Source organism: Roseobacter cerffii, assembly GCF_054226325.1.
In genome coordinates, this window is sequence record NZ_JBTBYJ010000002.1 from 89,281 (window position 1) to 107,925 (window position 18,645).

Sequence of the window (18,645 nt, forward strand, 5' to 3'; positions counted from 1 at the left end):
TTTTCAGATGTTTAATTTATCGTGAACCAACCAGCCGGGGCGCGCGCCCATTTTCGCTGCAGCCAGAGCAGGACCGAAGCATGCCAGATCTCTCGTCGATGATGCGCTACACCACCTTTGCCGGGGTTGTGGCGGCCAGTTTCCTTTGCCTGATCACCGCAGCCATATGGACCTGGTGGATGCTGATCCCGGCCGCGGCGTTTATCTTCCTGTCGCTGCTCGGCCTGCACGATGTACGCCAGCCGCATCACTCGATCCTGCGCAATTACCCGGTGCTGGGGCACATGCGGTTCCTCTTCGAAGGCATCCGGCCCGAAATCCGCCAGTATCTCATCGAGTCCGATCAGGATGAGGAGCCGTTCTCCCGCGACGCCCGCAGCCTGGTCTACCAGCGCGCCAAGGGTCAGGAAGACAAGCGCCCCTTCGGCACGCGCCAGCGGGTCTATGACGCGGGCTATTCCTGGGTCACGCATTCCGTCGCACCGGTCGAGATCGAAGACTGCGATTTCCGCGTGAAGATCGGCGGCGACGCCTGCACACAGCCCTATGACGCCTCGCTCTACAACATCTCGGCGATGAGCTTCGGCTCTCTCTCCGCGAATGCGATCCAGGCGCTGAACACCGGTGCGAAACTCGGCGGTTTTGCCCATGACACGGGCGAAGGCTCGGTCAGCCGCTATCACAAGGCGGGGGGCGGCGATCTGATTTATCAGGTGGCCTCGGGGTATTTCGGCTGCCGCGCGCCCGATGGCACATTCGATCCCGAAAAGTTCCGCGACACCGCCAGCCTCGACCAGATCAAGATGATCGAGCTGAAGCTCAGCCAGGGCGCCAAGCCCGGCCACGGGGGCATGCTGCCCGCCTCCAAGATCAGCCCCGAAATCGCCGAGGCGCGCGGCATTCCCATGGGTGAGGATTGCGTGTCACCCGCCGCGCATTCGGCGTTCTCCACCCCCATCGAGATGATGCAGTTCATCGGCCAGCTGCGCGATCTCTCCGGCGGCAAGCCTGTCGGCTTCAAACTCTGCATCGGCCACCGGCGCGAGTTCATGTGCATGGTCAAGGCGATGCTGGAGACCGGAATCACCCCTGATTTTATCGTCGTCGATGGCACCGAAGGCGGAACCGGGGCGGCGCCCGTGGAATTCTCCAACCACATCGGCATGCCGCTGACCGAAGGGCTCACGTTCGTGCACAATACCCTGCGCGGCGCGGGCCTGCGCGATCAGGTGCGCATTGGGGCGGCGGGCAAGATCATCTCCGCCTTCGACATCGCACGCGCCTTGGCTCTGGGCGCGGATTGGTGCAACTCTGCTCGGGGGTTCATGTTCGCCATCGGCTGCATCCAAGCGCAGGCCTGCCATACCAATCATTGCCCCGTCGGCGTCGCCACCCAAGATCCGATCCGCCAGCGCGCGCTGGACGTAGGCTCGAAATCCGAGCGCGTCGCGCGGTTCCATGACAACACGCTGAAAGCTCTGGGTGAAATGACGGGCGCGGCGGGTCTCAAACACCCGGGCGATTTCATGCCGCAACACCTGATGGTGCGCTTAGGCGACAAGGAAATGGCCGAGGGCAGCGACGCCTACCCCTATCTGCCCATGGGCTTTCTCTTCGACAACCAGTCCGACGTCGGTGCGGATTATCGCAAACGCTGGGCGCGGGCGAGTGCCGCCAGCTTCGCGCCCCCACCCTGCTGACATGAAAAAGGGCGCCGCTGTGGGCGCCCCTTTACGTCTCCATGGAAGATCAGGCCGCCTGTTCGGCCACCGCATCCGCCAGCGCTGCTTCAAAGATCGCCATGCCTTCCGCGATGATCTCATCCGAAGCAGTCAGCGGCACCATGATCCGCAGCGCATTGCCGTGCATCCCGCAGCCCAGCAGGATCAACCCGCGCTTCAGTGCATGGGCGCAGATGGATTTGACCAGCGCGGCATCCGGGGTAGCGCTGTCGAAATCGCTCACAAACTCCACCGCCAGCATCGCGCCCAAGCCCCGGATGTCCCACATCCGGTAGGGTGCCACCCGCGCGCCAATCTCGGCAAACCGTGCCCGGAAGGTCTCGCCCAGCTCAAACGACCGCGCCAGCAGCCCTTCCTGCTCGATCGCATCGATCGCCGCCAGCGCCGCGGCACAGGCCACCGGGTTGCCGCCGTATGTGCCGCCCAGACCGCCCGGGTCCATCGCGTCCATGATATCGGCATGCCCGATCACCCCGGCCAGCGGATAGCCGCCCGCCATGGATTTTGCCACGGTGATCAGGTCTGGCACCACGCCGGAATGCTCGACGGCAAACCATTTTCCGGTGCGCGCAAACCCCGCCTGAATCTCATCCGCGATCAGCAGAATACCGTGCTCATCACAGATCGCGCGCAGGGCCTGCATCATCTCGAAGGGCACAGGGATGTACCCGCCCTCGCCCAGCACCGGCTCGATGATGATCGCCGCCACCCGGTCCGGCTGCGCGTCGGTCAGAAAAAGGTTCTGCAACCCGGTCAGCGCATCCTCGACCGTGATGCCATCGCGGACCGACGGGAAGGGCGCGCGGAAGATATCCGCCGGGAACGGGCCCACGTCCTTCTTGTACGGGCTGATCTTACCGGTCATGCCCAGCGTCAGCAGCGTGCGCCCGTGATAGCCGCCGGTAAAGGCAATCACCCCCGGCCGCCCCGTTGCCGCCCGCGCGATCTTGATCGCGTTCTCCACCGCTTCGGCTCCGGTGGTCACGAGCAGGGACTTCTTCGCAAAATCCCCCGGCGCCAGTGCGTTCAGCTTCTCGGCCAAAGCCACATAGGGCTCGTAAGGCACCACCTGGAACGAGGTATGCGTGAAGCGATCTTCCTGTGCTTTCGCCGCCGCGATGACCTCCGGATGACGGTGGCCGGTGTTCAGCACCGCGATGCCACCCGCAAAGTCGATGTAGCGATTGCCTTCGACGTCCCACAGTTCCGCATTCTCGGCCCGATCTGCAAAGACAGCCGCAGCCGAAGCCACCCCGCGCGGCACCGCGGCCTCGCGCCGAGCCAGCAGGGCCGCATTGCTCTGCGCCTCCGGGGTCGAGGCGACCACCTCGATCTTCGGCGCTTTCTTGGCGCGCGGCTTACGGGGCTTGCGCGTGGCGGGCTTGGCGTCGGGCGATTTCACGGTGGTGGCCATTGGCAGAATCCTTCGCTGTGAGGTGAACGAACTTGTGTTTAAAATATCGATACGTCGTTTAATTTTGTTGTCAATCATCATTGTGCCGTCAATTTTACGCGGCACCAGTGCCCGCCAAGAAAATCATTGAGCGACGGCGGCAGTTGCTGTTTAAAAAACCAAGCAAAACCAAGACGTCACAGCACCAGCGAGGAATACCCCCCTTGGATATCGGACACAGGCTGCGCGCAATCCGCAAAAATCGCGGGCTGTCCCAGCGGGAACTTGCCACACGCGCGGGGCTGACAAACGGCACGATTTCTCTGATTGAGCAGAACAAGACCAGCCCCTCGGTGGCCTCGCTGAAAAGCCTGCTCGATGCGATTCAGATCTCCATGGCCGAGTTTTTCGCCACCCTGGAAGACCCCGCGCAGAGCAAATATTTCTACAGCGCACAGGAGTTTACCGAAATCGCACCGCCCAACCTCGAAGGCCCGCAGGCCCGGCTTTTGTCGCTGCGCCAGCTTGGCAATGCGCAGGACCACGCGCTGCAATTGCTGCATGAACGCTATGCTCCGGGCGCGGATACCGGCCCCGGCATGCTCAGCCACGAGGCGGAAGAAGCGGGCGTGGTGATCCGCGGCGAGGTCGAGATCACGGTGGATGACGAGGTGCGCGTGCTGGGCCCCGGTGACGGCTATCTCTTCAACAGCCGCCTGCCGCATCGCTTCCGCAACACCGGCCATGAAGACTGTGAGATCATCAGCGCCTGCACGCCGCCAAGCTTCTGAGACGTGAAAACCCCGACCGCGTATCACGGTCGGGGCTTCGGTTGTCTCTTCGGATTCCATCTGCCCGCCTCGGACAGTCCTATTGGGGTCATGTAAGGCGCTGTGCACCCACCCAAGCGACCAACAATGGTCAGGCGATGACGGATACTCTAGTCTTTGTCATCACCACGTCCGCCTTTGCCCTCACTTGTCAAAACAAGAACAATCAGCGCTACCACAGTCAGAATGGAAAGCCCGAAAACAAACAGGTCAGTCGACATGTCGGGTTCCTTTCTTCAGTGTTCCGAGCCAAAACGCGAGATGCGCAGGCTTTGTTCCACGATCTATCCGAAAAAATTTAATAGTCTTGGACAAGCTTGACCCGGTGCGGCACCGGGAAGCTCAGCGTCAGCGTATGTACGCCGTTCTCTTCCACCGTCGTGACCTCTGCATTCAGCTGGGTTGAGAAGGCGTTGATCAGCTGGGTGCCCAGCCCCGTGCCTTCCGCCTCCGAGGCCTCGCCCACCGTGTTCGAGATCGTGAAGGTGGCGGTTTCGGCATCTCCTTGCTTGAGCGCGATATCAAGGGTCGCGGGGTTGGCCGCCGTGGCATTGCCGATGTATTTCATCGCATTCGTCACCGCCTCGGAGACCAGCAGCGTCAGCGGCGCGGCGTCATCCGTGTCCAGCTGCACCGGGTCATAGCTCTGCGTCACCTTCACGGCCGAGCCAGGCGGCAGCCCCACGACCAGAAGCTGGCCGATGATCTCTTCGACCAGCTCCCCCGCGTTCACCCGTTCAAGCCCGTCATTCTGATAGAGGTTCTTGTGCACGGTCGCGAGGCTGAGAATACGTTCCTGCAGGCGGCGCAACACGCGCTGCGACTCCTCGGTTGGCGCACGCCGGATCTGCATGTTCATGATCGACGAGATGAGCTGAAGGTTGTTCTTGACCCGGTGGTGCACCTCTTTCAGCAGGATGTTCTTTTCGCGCAGCGAGTCCTCCAGAGAGGCTTCATCACGCAGGATCGATTCCGCCATACCCATGAACGCGGTCTGGATCTGGACGAATTCGCGCGGCACCTCTGGGCCCATCGCCGTGCGGGGCATCGCTCTGTTATAGGCAAAGAGACGCATCTGCCGTCCCAGCTTGCGGATATAGCGGATGGCGAGGCGGTTGATCGCCCAGAACGCCACGACGAGGCTCGCCAGCCACATGACCACTGGCAGGAAGATGCTGAGCGTGCCGGTCGGCCCGGCACTGGCCAGCACCTCGTCCCGCCGCCAGATGCTCATCGAATAGACCACATCGGGCACGATCGGCACCAGCGCATAGACCCGGTCCTCGCCCTTCGTGTTCACCTCTTCAAAGACCGCCGTGCGCTCGCCGATCAGCGTCTTCAGGCTGCGGTTCAGCGGCAGGTCCGCCTCGGTGACAAGCCGCGGACGGTCAGAGGTCAGCACATCGCCAAGCGCGTTGAAGGTCACCAGGTCGCTCGGGACCATATCGCTCGGCGGATCGGGCCGGTCACGTAAGGAGGTGATGGGCACCGAAAGAAGCATGAACCCGGCAAATTCACCCTGCACCATCACCGGCTGCAACATCGCCAGAACCGGGTCGCGGCTGATCGGGCCGGTGCGGCTGAGGATCACCGTCCGCTCCTGCGTCGCCAGCACGGTGTCGAAATCCGCGTAAGCACTGAAATCATAGGACCCGCCCGCCGAAGAGCAGGTCATCACGCCATCGGTCGGGATGAAGCCCACAACCGAATAAATCTCGGAGCTTTCCTGGTAGGTGCGCAGGAAGGAGACGCAGGCCTCCTGCTCCTCGCCAAAGAGCCGCACGATGGAGCTGAGCGCCTCCCCGGCCCCGAAGGCCTCCTGGATGAAACTGCGCTCCGCACCCGAGGCCAGCTCGGTCAGCCCGAGCAGCGACAGCTCGGCATTGGCCTCCGCCTGCCGCGCAATCTCGCGGGTCTGAACCACCGCAATCAGGCCAAAGGGCAACAGCGCCAGCGACAGGAAAACAAGGATCCGGAAGGCGAGCCCCCGGAAGACATCTCCGTCCAGAAACCCGCCCGTCATCGCTAGAAGGACGCCACCTTCGCCGCCGTCAGCACCGACATGGTCGCATCATCGGTCAGCTCGAGCGACTCGTCGTCGTTGATCTGCATAAGCTCCGCCAGACGCTGGCGCGCGCGGTTCGTGCGGCTCTTGATCGTGCCGACAGCCACGCCGCACATGTCAGCGGCTTCCTCATAGGAAAAGCCCGATGCGCCCACCAGCAACAGCGCCTCGCGCTGTTCATCGCTCAGCTGGGCAAAGGCCTCGCGGAAGTCGGTCATCTGCAACCGCCCGTCATGCGCGGGCTTCTCGGCCAACCCCTCGGTATGGGTGCCATCCACATCCGCGACTTCGCGCTTGGCCTTGCGGCGCGACGAGTAATAGGTGTTGCGCAGGATGGTGAAGAGCCAGGCGCGCATGTTCGTGCCCGCCTCGAACTTGTCGATATTGGTCCAGGCCTTGACCAGCGTGTCCTGCACCATGTCGTCCGCAGTTGCGGAATTCCGGGTCAGGCTGATGGCAAAGGCGCGCATCGCAGGCAGATGCTCGACCAGCGCGTCACGGGGATCCTGCGCGCTCACTTTGCAGCCCCCTTAGACTGGTCCTGCTGTTTCAACGCATCGAGCAGATCCTTGAAGCGATCAGGGATACCCTCATCGAGCGTTTCCTCGTAAACACGCTTCAAATTCTCATCGATCACGCTTTCGCGTTTTCTGTTTGCACCTGTTTGAGCCATACTGCCGATCATTCCCGAGACGATTAAAATAATCCCACCTGCGTCGGAACCAAACACACAAATACGAGTTTGGTTCCAAGAAAAAGTGAAAAAAGGAAGATTTCATATGTCGGATGCCTCTGTCTCCCCGGACATCAGCGATGAACTGGGACATGTTCTGCCTTATCTGCGCCGGTTCGCCCGCGCGATGACAGGCAGCCAGAGCAGCGGAGACCGCTTTGCCGCCGCCGCCCTCGAGGCCATTCTCGCCGACCGCTCCGTGCTGGACGGGGTCACGGTGAAAACCGGCGTCTTCCGTGTGCTCTACCGGATCTGGTCCAGCGCCGGTGCCCCGGTGGAAGATGATGAAAGCGGCCTGCAGGCGCGGGCGCAGAAGCATCTCGCCCGGCTCACCGCCAACAGCCGCGAAGCGCTGCTCTTGCACAGTGTCGAGGGCTTCGGTTTTTCCGACGTGGCCACGATCATCGGCATCGACCAGTCCGAAGCCGAGGCGCTCGTGAGCATCGCGCGGCGCGAGATGGCCGATGCGGTCTCCGGCTCGGTGATGATCATCGAGGACGAGGCCATCATCGCCATGGACATCGAGAGCATCGTCTCCGACATGGGCCACCGCGTCACCGGCGTCGCCCGCACCCGCGAAGAGGCAGTCAAGCTCGGCGCGGCAGATGTGCCCGATCTGATCCTCGCCGACATTCAGCTGGCCGACAATTCGTCTGGCATAGATGCGGTCAACGATCTGATGGCCAATCTCGGCGAGCGCCCGGTGATCTTCATCACCGCATTTCCCGAACGTCTGCTGACCGGCGAAAAGCACGAGCCCGCTTTCCTGATCTCCAAGCCCTACACCGAGGATCAGGTGATCTCGGCGGTCAGCCAGGCGATGTTCTTCTCTTCAACCGAAACGTTAAAAGCCTGACACAACCACCTACTCTAACTAGAAAAAGCCGCGCTGAACTGGCGCGGCTTTTGACGTTCATCGGTCGAGTAAATCCGCGATGATCGGAACCAACCGACAGCCAGCGCCCGCCCGCACAGATCCGTCAGGCGCTCAAAACTTCGTGCAGCCGACAAACCCCTCGCTTTCCAGAAAACCCTCAAAGTCGAGAAAACTCGCCTCTCCAATCTTCAACACAAGGTTCAGCGAGGCCGCCTCGATCCGCGAGCGGTCATAGGTATCCTCGCACCGGTACTGGGTCGACCAATCACTCCACCGCACGTCAAAGACGGTCTTTTGGGTGTTCTCGCGGTAGAAGTACCCCCGCACGGCCTCTTTCGCGACGATGTACCTGCCATTGATAACAATCATCTCGGCCTGCACGCTCGATGCCAGAAGAGATGCGCCCACAGCCATCGCCAACAGTCTGATCTTCATGCTAACCTCTCTCCTTCCGCAAACGGCATGCCGGTGTCCAACCGATGTTACCTGACCCTAACAGCTGCGCGCGCAATCGCATTGCCTGAACGTGTCCTGCCCCCGCAGAGCGGGCGGATATCCGCCCGGCAACGGCCGCTCTAGCGCCGAAAAGCCGACCCCATACGACGGACCCACGAAAAAGCCCCACCAAATTGGCGGGGCTTCTCCGTGCCTGGGGTGCGGCGGGGTCAGCTTTTCGCAATCGAACGCAGCATCCACGCAGCCTTCTCATGGAAGGCCGCACGCTCGGTGGCGAGGTCTTCGGTCACCGGGTCGCTGTGCTCGTCGGCAATCTTGATCAGCGCGTGCAACCGATGCGCCACACGCTCGTGATCGGCGGCAAGGTCTTCGCACATCTCGCCAGCAGAGGCGGGTGTTTCCTCGTCTTGCACCACCGAATTGGCCACAATCGACGACAACGTTGCCGGGGCGAGCTGACCCAGGGCCCGGATGCGCTCGGCCAGCTCATCGGCCGCTTCAAAGAGATTTTCGTACTGCTCTTCGGTCAGATTGTGCACCGAGAAGAACAGCGGCCCTTCCACGTTCCAGTGGATCGCGTGGGTCTTGAACAGCAGCCGGTAGGTGTCCGCCAAGGCACTCTCCAGCCCCGTGGCCATCGCCGCGGCGTCCTTCACGCCGGTGCTGATCTCTGTCGTTTCGGGGACAACATTCAATGCGCTTGTCATCAGGGATCTCCTTTCGTTTTCTGTTACGAAAGAAACGAGGCGGGGGCGCAATCAGTTCCAAGAAAGACCACCCCCGTGACCGGGTGACGCAGCTACTCCGCCGCCTGCGGGGGCGCCTCTTCCGGCGCGGGTGGCCCTTGCCACTCGGCGGGCCGGTTTGGCTGGCGTTTTTCGATCTCGGCGTTCAGTGCCGCGCCCAGGAGCACCAGGAAGCTGCTCAGCCACAGCCAGACCAGCATCGCGATCACCGCACCAATGGAGCCGTAGACTTCGTTGTAATTTCCGAAATGCTTCACGTAATAGGAAAAGACGATGGACATCACCGCCCAGCTTGTCCCCGCCATCACAGCACCAGGGGTCAGCCAGCCGATCTTGATGCCCTTGCGGTTCGGCCCAAAGCGATAGAGCAGCCCGATCCCGCCAAAGATCACCACAATGGCAATCATCCACCGCAACAGCTCAAGGGCGAAGGAGGCCAGCGGGCCCAGCGGAAAGAAAGCCAGCAGGATGGGCGTGATCACGATGGTCAGCACCGATACGACCCCCACGCCCAGCAGACTCGCCGTCAGCAGCAGCGCCCGCAGGTAATGCTTGAAGCTCGACCGGCCCTCCCGCGCATAGACCACGTTCAGCCCGTGCATCATCGCCCCCACGCCCGCGCGGGCCGACCAGAGCGCCACGCCCAGAGACACCGCCCCGGCCCAGCCCAAAGTGCCGGAGCTTGCGCTCACCAGCGCCACGATTTGTCTGTTGAGAATGTCGTAAACCGCATCGGGCATCAGCCCGCGGTACTCTTCCATTTGGGTGATCACCACCACCGGATCGGCGATCAGACTCAGCACCGCGATCAGCGCCGCTAGTGCTGGGAAAACCGAGAGCATGGAATAGAAAGCAACCCCAGCCGCGATGAGGCTGAGGTTGTTGGTGCCGATTTGCTTGCCGGCGGCGAAGACCGACGCGCGGCTTATCGCAAAACTTAAACGGTGCCCCTGGGGCATGTTAGATGGCGGCCCTCGACGAACGGGGTCCGGCGATCAGCCAGACGATGAACCCAACCACAGGTAGCACGAGCACCAGCAGTGTCCAAAGAACTTTCGACCCTGTCGATGCGCTCGATCCGATGATCGAGACAATCGCCCAGATGTTCAGGACCAGTACGATAAAACCGCCAATTCCTGCATATTCCATGATCAATCTCTCCTATGTTTGCTTGCAAAGCCAACGCGCGCGCCGCCGGCAGGGTTCCGAAAAACCTCAGGAGGCGGGCAATTCATCCCGCACCTGCCCCCAGGCCATCAGCGCGAAAATTGCCGTGCCACCGATGATGTTGCCCGCCAGAACTGGAAGGAAAAACCCGCCAATGGCCTGCGCGGCCCCCAGATCGCCCATCCAGACCAACACCGCCATTTCAACCGACCCCGCCACGATATGGGTGAAGTCACCCGCAGCGATCAGCCATGTGAAAAGCAGGATCAGGAAGAACTTGGCGCTTTCCGCCTGCGGCATCATCCACACGATGAGGGCCACGATCACACCGGCCGGAATGCCCCGCCAGAATGACGCCTGCGCGCCCATGCCCGTTGCGTGATGCGACAGGTCAATGACCGCTGGCATGATCTCGGGTGGCAGGGCGGGCGTGAACACGAAGAGCGCAGCAACCGCGAAGGCGCCCACCACATTCGCCGCCAGCACGATGCCCCACAGCCGCAGCATACAGCCGAAACTATACCATGTGCGCTCAACCATGACCGGCAGCACCGTGGTGATCGTATTCTCGGTAAAGAGCTGCATCCGCCCCAGGATTACCGCCAGAAAGCCAAGCGAGTACCCAAGGTTCTCGATCAGATAGCTGTGCGGCGCCTCCGGCAGATAGGTGCGGAAGATCGCCTCGCCCAGCACCGACAGGCTGATCATCACGCCCGCGGCAATCCCGGACCAGATCAGCGAGCGCTTGGGCCGCGCCATCTCCTCATCGCCCTCGCGGCGAATGACCTCATAGATCAGCTTGGGCGCAAGCCCGGTTGCGTCCTGAACCGACGCTTCTTCCTGCATCTCTTCATCTTTCGCCATGCTATCTTTCATCGTGTGCCCCGGGGTGCCCGCTGTTGAATGTCGTATGACACCCAACCCCGCAGCGCCCGTCTGGGTTCCGCCCCATCTCTACGCGACTGCTGTGATCAAGCGGATGGCACGCCCCAGGTCCCTTGTCGAAAAATACGCTTCCGCAGCATGCGCGCCCCTTGCCAAGCCCCCCGCCGCCGCGCACAACTTGAGCCCATGCTGCACAGCCCCACCCTTCCGCAAGCCATTGACGCCAAACGTGATGATCTGATCGTTCTGACGCAGGAATTGATCCGCATCCCCACGCTGAACCCGCCGGGCGCCTACTATCGCCAGATCTGCGACTACCTCGACCGCCGCCTGACCGGCCGCGGCTTTGCGACGCATCTCATTCGCGCCACCGGCACCCCCGGAGACAGCGAGACCTTCCCGCGCTGGAACATCATCGCCCGTCACGACGGCGCACAGTCCGGCGACTGCGTGCATTTCAACAGCCACACCGATGTGGTCGAGGTGGGGCGCGGTTGGACGGTCGAGCCTTTCGGTGGCGAAATTCACGACGGCAAGATCTACGGCCGGGGCGCCTGCGATATGAAAGGCGGGCTCGCCGCCTCGATCATTGCCGCCGAAGCCTTCATCGAGACCCACCCTGGCTATCACGGCGCCATCGAAATCTCCGGCACGGCAGATGAGGAATCCGGCGGCTACGGCGGCGTCGCCTATCTTGCCGAACAGGGCTATTTCGACCCCAAGCGCGTGCAGCACGTGATCATCCCCGAGCCCCTCAACAAGGACCGCATCTGCCTTGGGCATCGCGGCGGCTGGTGGGCCGAGATCGAGACCAAGGGCGAGATCGCCCATGGCTCGATGCCCTTCCTGGGCGATTGCGCCGTGCGCCACATGGGCGCGGTTCTCAATGAATTCGAAGACAAGCTCTTTCCCGCCATGGCGCAGCGCCGCACCGATATGCCCGTCGTCCCTGACGGCGCGCGGCAGTCCACCATGAACATCAATTCGATCCACGGCGGCCAGGCGGAACAGGACCCGGACTTCACCGGCCTTCCCGCCCATTGCGTCCCCGACAGCTGCCGCATCGTGATCGACCGTCGGTTCCTGCTGGAAGAACCGCTCGAGCAGGTCCGCGCCGAGGTCACCGCCCTGCTGGAAGGCCTGAAAGCCACCCGCGCCGATTTCGACTATGAGATCACCGAGCTCAACTCCGTCCTGCCCTCCATGACCGACCGCGATGCCCCGGTGGTGCAGACGGTGGCCCGGGCCATCGAGGACGTCATGGGCAAGCCCCCTGAATACGTCGCCTCCCCCGGCACCTACGACCAGAAACACATCGACCGCATCGGCAAGCTGAAGAACTGCATCGCCTACGGGCCCGGCATCCTCGAGCTGGCGCATAAACCGGACGAATACGTCGGCATCGAAGACATGATCGACAGCGCCAAGGTCATGGGCCGCGCGCTGGAGACCCTGCTGCTGCCGCGCACCTGAACGCTTTGGCCAGCGCGCTTAACGGTTTTCGATCAGCCAGCGAGAGGCCTTTGCAGACCGTCTTTGGTAAGGCAAACTGCTCGACAAATCAGCAATGAACCGGGCCGAAACCACAAGCATGGAAGATCAAATCCGATTCAGAGATTTGCTGCGTTCCTTGAGCGTTGCATTCTCCAAGGAACCTCGCGCCGGAGGTGTCTTGGCGTCGCGGTCGCTTGGCAGCGCCAACATTGGCACGTACCGGCGCATTGCTTCAGAGCAGGACCCATCGTCGGTTCTGGAGGCCATCAGCCGGTTGCCCGGCGCTTTGCCCGTGGTCGATCAGGTGATGCTCTGCGCCACGCAACTGGACTGGACGTGTTGGGAAGGCGAGGGATTGGATAACACGATATCTCGTCGACTATTCACGACAGAACTTCTTGGCCCGGACGGCCACATACCGGCTGAAGACGTGCGCGTCGGATTGCTGATCTCAGACGCCTGGACAGACTACCCGGTGTCAAGCCACTCCGGAGAGGAGACGTACATCGTATTGGCAGGTGTCGCGGAATGGGTGGTTGGCGATACGGGCTACGTCAGGCGCCTGCCGGGAGAGTTCGTGCATCACCCGGCCTGGGTACCCCACGGTCGAAGAACGACAAACGATCCCTTCTTAGGCGCGTGGCGCTGGAGCGGTGACCTCGACCTGTCAACATTCTCGGTTGCGTGACTGAAATCGGTATGAGGACGGATCGGTCCCGCGTCCTGATTGTCCAACCTTGCGGCAGCGAAAGGTCGGTTCGAAACCCGAGCTTTGCACATCCCTTGAGTGAATGGTCTGACGACAAGAGCAACGCTGCTTCGGACCGGTCGCAATATGGACAAAATTTTCAGCCACCTTCGCGCGCATGTATCTGCGTTTTGTCTATGCCAGGCGTGTCGAGGGATTGGGCGCGCGGGAAGGCTTTTTTCAAGCCGCCGCTGAGGTGGCGAATAACCCTCTGACGGATACTCTGGTCGTGGATCAGATCGACGAGTTGCGAGCGTGGTTTTCTGACAACCTCCAGCGCCCTGAGCGGTTTTCGCGTAGCAGTTCGAAAGATCGCGACCATAAGGAAACCAAAGGTCTAAGCTGGTTCAAACCGTCCGCAACTGATCACATCGCCAAGGCATTTGAACTCAAAGGCATCCTGGGCAGCTACGGCTGGGCGATTGATGTCCTGAAAGAAAGCCGCATCGGTTACGTCGTCTACGAGGATGACGTCCAAGTGGTCGCAGAACCCTTCGCCGAAACCGCACGGTGAGGCGGCACGCCTCGGGCGTCATGACGCAAGATGTCGATGTATCGCCAAGATTAAGATATCCACTGAGAGTTGGCCTACCCTGTGATCAAGATCGCCTGACACGACAGTGCAGCAGACCTCCGCCATCGAGGCCATCACAGGGCACTCGCATCCGCATCCTGGGCATTTGGAACAGAAAGATGCGAATTCGCAGGTCATCACTGGTTTACGATCCCTTGATAAATGAGCGCGGTAGGTGCATTTTTAAAGCGAGAAAGGACCCCGAGGACATGGCCAAGAAGACCACCGCCACCGTCGCCCGCACCGCCCCGAAGGGCGCCTTCACCGTTCGCAAGGACGGCGGAGACACCTCCGTGCACGCCTCGGGCAAGACCACGCCCAAGGTGGTCAGCTCCTCGATCCGCAAGAACAGGGACGCCCTGCAGCGGCTGGCCAATCGGTAAACGGCACTATCGCGTCACGCTCGGGGACGTTCTGGAGGCGCATGAGCAGTCGCTCGAAGCTTTCGGAGGGCTGCCGGGCATATGCAATCTCGACAGCATCCTCGGCGCCATCGGACGCCCCTATCATGGCTATCACCTGCCAATCCACTGCAAGGCGGCGGCCCTGCTGCACGGCCTTGCCACTTCTCACGGCTTCAATGACGCCAACAAACGCACCGCTTGGCTGACCACCGAGGTGCTCTGCCTCAACAGCGGCTATGATCTGGCGATCCACACGGGCGATCGGATCGATGATGTGGTGGTCGATGTCGTCACCGGTGATATGTCGCAAGACGCGTTGGAAGACTGGTTCCGCGCTCGGCTCTCAAAGCTCGACCCATGACGCTTTGGACACAGTACTGGTGCCATAATGCGAATGCGGAAGGAGCGCCCTCGCCCCCATCGAGCGGGGTCGGGCGCTGCCCGGCCTGTCGGCCGGGCGGACGGCGGCACAGGTCGCCTCTCCAGTCCCGGTTAAGGTCTTACTGCGCGACCGGCACCTCGATATTATCGATCAGCCGCACGCCCGCCACCCAAACGGCGGCGAAGAGCCGCGCGGGCGCTTGGGCGCGCTCGATGAGCGCCAGCGTGTCATGGGTGCGCATCTCCAGATAATCGATCTCGCCGAACCCCGCCGCCGCCAGCCGCGCTTCGGCTCCGCCGCGCAGCTCGGTGATCGCTGCCCCCTGCCCCAGCTCCGCGGCCATCTCCTCCATCACCTCGTTCAGCACCGCCGCCCGGCTCCGCGCCTGATCGGACAGCAGCAAGTTGCGCGAAGACATCGCCAGCCCGTCGATCTCGCGGATCGTCGGGCAACCGACCACCTCCACCGAAATATCCAGATCGCGCGCCATGCGCCGCACCACCTGCAACTGCTGAAAATCCTTCTCGCCGAAGAAGGCAAAATCCGCCGCCGTCTGCAGAAACAGCTTCGAGACCACCGTCGCCACCCCGTCGAAATGCCCCGCCCGATGCGCGCCACACAGCACATCCGTCAGCCCGGCCACGCTGACGTTCGTCGCAAAGCCCTCCGGGTACATCTGCGCCCCATCCGGCACATAGATCGCATCGACGGCAAAGCGTTCCAGCTTGCGCGCGTCCTCATGCTCGGTGCGCGGGTAGTTCGCCAGATCATCGGGGTTGTTGAACTGCTTGGGGTTCACGAAGATCGTCACAATGACGCGGTCCGCCATCTCCTTGGCCCGCGCCACCAGGCTCAGATGCCCGTCATGAAGCGCGCCCATGGTCGGCACCACGCCGATGCTCTCGCCCGCCCGCCGCCAGCCGCGCGTCATTGCACGCAGCTCCGCCAGTGTCCGGACAATCGGCGCGGTCATGGTGCTTTGTCCGCAAACACATGCTCCGGCCCCGGAAAGCGGCGCGCCCGCACATCCTCGGCATAGGTCGCAATCGCCGCCGCGCCGGTGCCCCCAAGCTCGGCATAGCGCTTCACGAACTTCGCCTTGAAAGCCGTGAACAGCCCCAGCATGTCATCGACCACGAGGATCTGCCCGTCACAGCCCGCCGAGGCCCCGATGCCAATTGTCGGGATCGGCACCGCCCCGGTGATCCCATCAGCGAGCCCCTGCGGCACCTTCTCCAGCACCACCGCAAAGGCTCCGGCCTCGCTGACCGCCTGCGCATCGGCGAGCAGCGCCGCACCCGCTTCGCCACGCCCCTGCACGATGTATCCGCCCAGCGTGTTCACAGACTGCGGCGTCAGACCCACATGCGCCATCACCGGAATGCCGCGCGCCACCAGAAAGGCAATCGTCTCACCCATCGCCACGCCGCCTTCGAGCTTCACCGCCCCCGCGCCCGTCTCACGCATCAGATGCGCCGCATTTCGAAACGCCTGCGCGGGGCCTTCCTCGTAACTGCCGAACGGCATGTCGATCACCATCATCGCCGAGGACAACCCCCGTGCCACCGCCTGCCCGTGCATCACCATCATCTCCATGGTCACGCCCAGCGTCGAAGGCAACCCATGCAGCACCATGCCGACACTGTCGCCCACCAGCACAAAATCGCACTGGGCGTCCATCATCTGCGCCATGGGCGTCGTATAGGCCGTCAGGCTCACAATCGGCGTGCCCCCCTTCATGGCGCGAATATCATCGGGCAGCGGGGCGGTCTTGCGGGCGGTGGCGCTCATGGGTCTTGCCTTTCCATGGATCCTTTGGCGCGCGGCATAGCAGGCCACGCGCGCCCAATCCACCTGTCCCTTGCGCGACGCCGCGTTTGCGGGAAAGCTGGGCGCACAACCGCACCCACGGGGAGACCACCATGTTCCACCGCCTGATGATGACCACCGCCGCCTGTCTGATCGCCGCGCAGGCCCACGCGCAGACCGACATCACCGTTGCCGTCCAGCTTGAGCCGCCACACCTCGACCCGACCTCGGCCGCCGCAGGCGCCATCGACACGGTTCTCTACTCCAACGTCTTCGAAGGGCTCACGCGCTTCATGGCCGATGGCTCGGTGGTGCCGGGTCTCGCCGAAAGTTGGGAGATCAGCGACGACGGCCTCACCTACACCTTCACGCTCCGCTCCGGCGTGACCTTCCACGATGGCACCACCATGGACGCGGAGGATGTGAAATTCTCGCTCGACCGCATCCTGGCAGATGACAGTGCGAACGCCCAGAAAGCGCTCTACACCGCCATCGCATCTGTCGAGGTGATCGACCCGCTGACCGTGCAGCTCACCCTGTCCGAGCCTAACGGCAATATGCTCTTCAACCTCGCCTGGGGCGATGCGGTGATCGTGGCCCCTGAAAGCATCGACGGCATCAAGCAGATGCCCATCGGCACCGGCGCCTTCAAATTCGTCGAGTGGGTCCAGTCGGATCGCATCGAGCTTACCCGCAACGAAGACTACTGGGGCAAGCCCGCCGCTCTGGAAGCCGCGATTTTCAAATTCATCTCCGACCCCACCGCCGCCTTCGCCGCGGTGATGGCCGAGGATGTCGACTATTTCTACGCCTTCCCCGCGCCCGAGAACCTGCCGCAGTTCGAGGCTGATCCGCGCTTCCAGGTCCTCGTCGGCTCGACTGAAGGCGAGACGATCCTCTCGACCAACAACAAGATGCCGCCCTTCGACAACCCGCTTGTGCGCCAGGCTGTCGCCCATGCGATCGACCGGCAGGCAATCATCGACGGCGCGATGTTCGGCTATGGCACGCCCATCGGCACGCACTTCGCGCCGCATAACCCCGCCTACAAGGACCTGACCGATCAGTCCGCCTATGACCCCGAGAAGGCCCGCGCTCTGCTGGCCGAAGCGGGGCTGGCGGAGGGGTTCGAGACCACCCTGCACCTGCCCCCACCCTCCTACGCCCGGCGCGGCGGCGAGATCATCGCGGCGCAGTTGGCCGAGGTCGGCATCACCGCGAAGATTACGAATGTCGAATGGGCCCAATGGCTCGAGAGCGTCTTCCGCGGCAAGGATTTCGGCCTGACCATCGTCAGCCACACCGAGCCCATGGACATCGGCATCTACGCCAACCCGGACTATTACTTCCAGTACGACAACCCCGACTTCCAGGCGCTGATCACAAAGCTGAACAGCACGACCGACCCTGACGCGCGCACAGAGATGATGCGCGAGGCGCAGCAGATCATCGCGGATGACTACGTCAACGGCTACCTCTTCCAGCTCGCGCAGCTCTCGGTCGCCAAGGCCGAGCTGCAGGGTCTCTGGGCCAATGCGCCGACCCAGGCCACGGACCTCACCGGCGTAAGCTGGGCCGAGTAGAGGTCAGCCGCGGCAGGGGCAGAACCGGTAGAGAGGGAGCGCCCTCCCTCCTGTCGAAGGAGGTCGGGCGCTGCCCGGCACAAGCGCCGGGCGCGGCGGCTCAACGGTCTGTGCGAGCGGTTCGGGCGACGGCCCTTTGCCAGACCACCTGACGAATCACCCACGCTGAGGCACCAGACTGGGCATCGGAATTGAGACCGGAGGGCTCACTGCCCTCCGCCGCGAAACAGCATTTTCCATACGCCAGCGTTTGTACTTCGCAGCAATTGATCGAGGTCAAACAAACAGGCTGCCTAAGCTGCTATCATAACGCAAAGTGGCGCCCATTTTTTACGCATTTGCTTGTGCAGTTTCTACTTTTCCGAGTACAACTAAGACATTCGGATAAGGGAACATCCGAAGCTGCTGCATCCTGCAAGACAACCCTCTTTGGACGAAAGGAGTATGCCTTGACTGACCTACAACAGCGCGCGTCCCACCTGGAGCACCTGATCGAGAACGCCTCGGCGAAAGAGCGCATCGCGTTGCAACCACAGTTCGACCGTGTGATCGCCACCCTCAAAGCCTCCGGCCAGATCGTGCCGCGCCGCCTGGAGCGGATAAACAACGACCTGCGCGACGAAGCGCTTGAGGACATGTTCGACAACATGCCTGTCTGAGACTGACCGGGCGCACCAGCTACGCTTTGGTCACAAAGCCAGCCGCGCGCCCTGTTAACCCCGTCCGGACCGACGTCCCCACCGACGCGATACCGACA

Annotated in this window: 21 protein-coding genes; 10 read left to right on the forward strand and 11 right to left on the reverse strand. The window is 62.4% G+C overall.

Going from position 1 to position 18,645, the window contains the following annotated elements:
* Positions 1–80: 80 nt before the first annotated feature.
* Positions 81–1,700 carry an FMN-binding glutamate synthase family protein gene (locus ACVC7O_RS21430; protein ID WP_458326154.1) on the forward strand — a complete coding sequence of 540 codons (1,620 nt, stop codon included), beginning with the start codon at positions 81–83 and terminating at the stop codon, positions 1,698–1,700.
* 49 nt (positions 1,701–1,749) lie between these two features.
* Here the strand turns inward: ACVC7O_RS21430 and gabT are convergent, their stop codons facing one another.
* Complete coding sequence (gene gabT / locus ACVC7O_RS21435; RefSeq protein WP_458326155.1) at positions 1,750–3,156, reverse strand: 4-aminobutyrate--2-oxoglutarate transaminase; 1,407 nt, start codon at positions 3,154–3,156, stop codon at positions 1,750–1,752.
* 203 nt (positions 3,157–3,359) lie between these two features.
* On the opposite strand from gabT, the gene ACVC7O_RS21440 reads away from it, so the two are divergent.
* Positions 3,360–3,926 carry a cupin domain-containing protein gene (locus ACVC7O_RS21440; RefSeq protein ID WP_458326156.1) on the forward strand — a complete coding sequence of 189 codons (567 nt, stop codon included), beginning with the start codon at positions 3,360–3,362 and terminating at the stop codon, positions 3,924–3,926.
* A gap of 337 nt (positions 3,927–4,263) precedes the next feature.
* On the opposite strand, the gene ACVC7O_RS21445 is transcribed toward ACVC7O_RS21440, so the two are convergent.
* The 3 genes from ACVC7O_RS21445 to ACVC7O_RS21455 are packed head-to-tail and all read right to left on the reverse strand — an operon-like array spanning position 4,264 to position 6,760.
* A complete protein-coding gene (locus tag ACVC7O_RS21445) occupies positions 4,264–5,988 on the reverse strand; it encodes a histidine kinase dimerization/phosphoacceptor domain -containing protein (protein WP_458326157.1) in 1,725 nt (574 codons plus the stop codon).
* Between the two features lie 2 nt (positions 5,989–5,990).
* The gene (locus ACVC7O_RS21450; RefSeq protein WP_458326158.1) at positions 5,991–6,548 is read right to left on the reverse strand and encodes an RNA polymerase sigma factor; all 558 of its coding nucleotides are present in this window, start codon (positions 6,546–6,548) and stop codon (positions 5,991–5,993) included.
* Complete coding sequence (locus ACVC7O_RS21455; protein WP_458326159.1) at positions 6,545–6,760, reverse strand: NepR family anti-sigma factor; 216 nt, start codon at positions 6,758–6,760, stop codon at positions 6,545–6,547. The genes ACVC7O_RS21450 and ACVC7O_RS21455 overlap by 4 nt, the downstream gene beginning before the upstream one ends.
* Positions 6,761–6,809: 49 nt before the next feature.
* Between ACVC7O_RS21455 and ACVC7O_RS21460 the strand changes: the two genes are divergently transcribed.
* A complete protein-coding gene (locus ACVC7O_RS21460) occupies positions 6,810–7,619 on the forward strand; it encodes a response regulator (RefSeq protein ID WP_458326160.1) in 810 nt (269 codons plus the stop codon).
* Positions 7,620–7,751: 132 nt separating this feature from the next.
* Here ACVC7O_RS21460 and ACVC7O_RS21465 read toward each other — a convergent pair whose 3' ends face one another.
* The 5 genes from ACVC7O_RS21465 to ACVC7O_RS21485 all read right to left on the reverse strand — a co-directional run bounded on the left by ACVC7O_RS21465 (position 7,752) and on the right by ACVC7O_RS21485 (position 10,885).
* Entirely contained in the window at positions 7,752–8,075 is a 324-nt protein-coding gene (locus tag ACVC7O_RS21465) for a hypothetical protein (RefSeq protein WP_458326161.1), read from the reverse strand.
* Positions 8,076–8,305: 230 nt separating this feature from the next.
* Positions 8,306–8,803, reverse strand: a complete 498-nt coding sequence (locus ACVC7O_RS21470) for a Dps family protein (protein ID WP_458326162.1) — start codon at positions 8,801–8,803, stop codon at positions 8,306–8,308.
* 92 nt (positions 8,804–8,895) lie between these two features.
* Positions 8,896–9,801, reverse strand: a complete 906-nt coding sequence (locus ACVC7O_RS21475; protein ID WP_458326163.1) for a YihY/virulence factor BrkB family protein — start codon at positions 9,799–9,801, stop codon at positions 8,896–8,898.
* A gap of 1 nt (position 9,802) precedes the next feature.
* Complete coding sequence (locus tag ACVC7O_RS21480; protein WP_458326164.1) at positions 9,803–9,991, reverse strand: PLDc N-terminal domain-containing protein; 189 nt, start codon at positions 9,989–9,991, stop codon at positions 9,803–9,805.
* A gap of 66 nt (positions 9,992–10,057) precedes the next feature.
* Entirely contained in the window at positions 10,058–10,885 is an 828-nt protein-coding gene (locus ACVC7O_RS21485) for a formate/nitrite transporter family protein (protein WP_458326165.1), read from the reverse strand.
* Positions 10,886–11,080: 195 nt separating this feature from the next.
* Here ACVC7O_RS21485 and ACVC7O_RS21490 point away from each other — a divergent pair, with 195 nt between their 5' ends.
* From ACVC7O_RS21490 to ACVC7O_RS21510, 5 genes are all read left to right on the forward strand, one after another.
* Positions 11,081–12,367, forward strand: coding sequence for an acetylornithine deacetylase/succinyl-diaminopimelate desuccinylase family protein (locus ACVC7O_RS21490; RefSeq protein ID WP_458326166.1), 1,287 nt, complete (start codon positions 11,081–11,083; stop codon positions 12,365–12,367).
* A gap of 94 nt (positions 12,368–12,461) precedes the next feature.
* Entirely contained in the window at positions 12,462–13,076 is a 615-nt protein-coding gene (locus tag ACVC7O_RS21495; protein ID WP_458326167.1) for a dimethylsulfonioproprionate lyase family protein, read from the forward strand.
* A 178-nt stretch (positions 13,077–13,254) separates the two neighbouring features.
* On the forward strand, positions 13,255–13,650 hold the full coding sequence (locus tag ACVC7O_RS21500; protein ID WP_458326168.1) for a hypothetical protein: 396 nt from the start codon (positions 13,255–13,257) through the stop codon (positions 13,648–13,650).
* 269 nt (positions 13,651–13,919) lie between these two features.
* Positions 13,920–14,093 carry a hypothetical protein gene (locus ACVC7O_RS21505; protein ID WP_458326267.1) on the forward strand — a complete coding sequence of 58 codons (174 nt, stop codon included), beginning with the start codon at positions 13,920–13,922 and terminating at the stop codon, positions 14,091–14,093.
* Between the two features lie 235 nt (positions 14,094–14,328).
* Positions 14,329–14,475 carry a hypothetical protein gene (locus ACVC7O_RS21510; RefSeq protein ID WP_458326268.1) on the forward strand — a complete coding sequence of 49 codons (147 nt, stop codon included), beginning with the start codon at positions 14,329–14,331 and terminating at the stop codon, positions 14,473–14,475.
* 139 nt (positions 14,476–14,614) lie between these two features.
* On the opposite strand, the gene panC is transcribed toward ACVC7O_RS21510, so the two are convergent.
* A complete protein-coding gene (gene panC / locus ACVC7O_RS21515) occupies positions 14,615–15,469 on the reverse strand; it encodes a pantoate--beta-alanine ligase (protein WP_458326169.1) in 855 nt (284 codons plus the stop codon).
* Positions 15,466–16,287: a 3-methyl-2-oxobutanoate hydroxymethyltransferase gene (panB, locus tag ACVC7O_RS21520; RefSeq protein ID WP_458326170.1), complete on the reverse strand. Its 822-nt coding sequence runs from the start codon at positions 16,285–16,287 to the stop codon at positions 15,466–15,468. The genes panC and panB overlap by 4 nt, the downstream gene beginning before the upstream one ends.
* Before the next feature lie 149 nt (positions 16,288–16,436).
* Between panB and ACVC7O_RS21525 the strand changes: the two genes are divergently transcribed.
* The gene (locus ACVC7O_RS21525) at positions 16,437–17,888 is read left to right on the forward strand and encodes an ABC transporter substrate-binding protein (RefSeq protein WP_458326262.1); all 1,452 of its coding nucleotides are present in this window, start codon (positions 16,437–16,439) and stop codon (positions 17,886–17,888) included.
* Positions 17,889–18,337: 449 nt separating this feature from the next.
* The gene (locus tag ACVC7O_RS21530) at positions 18,338–18,547 is read left to right on the forward strand and encodes a hypothetical protein (protein ID WP_458326171.1); all 210 of its coding nucleotides are present in this window, start codon (positions 18,338–18,340) and stop codon (positions 18,545–18,547) included.
* Positions 18,548–18,645 lie beyond the last annotated feature (98 nt).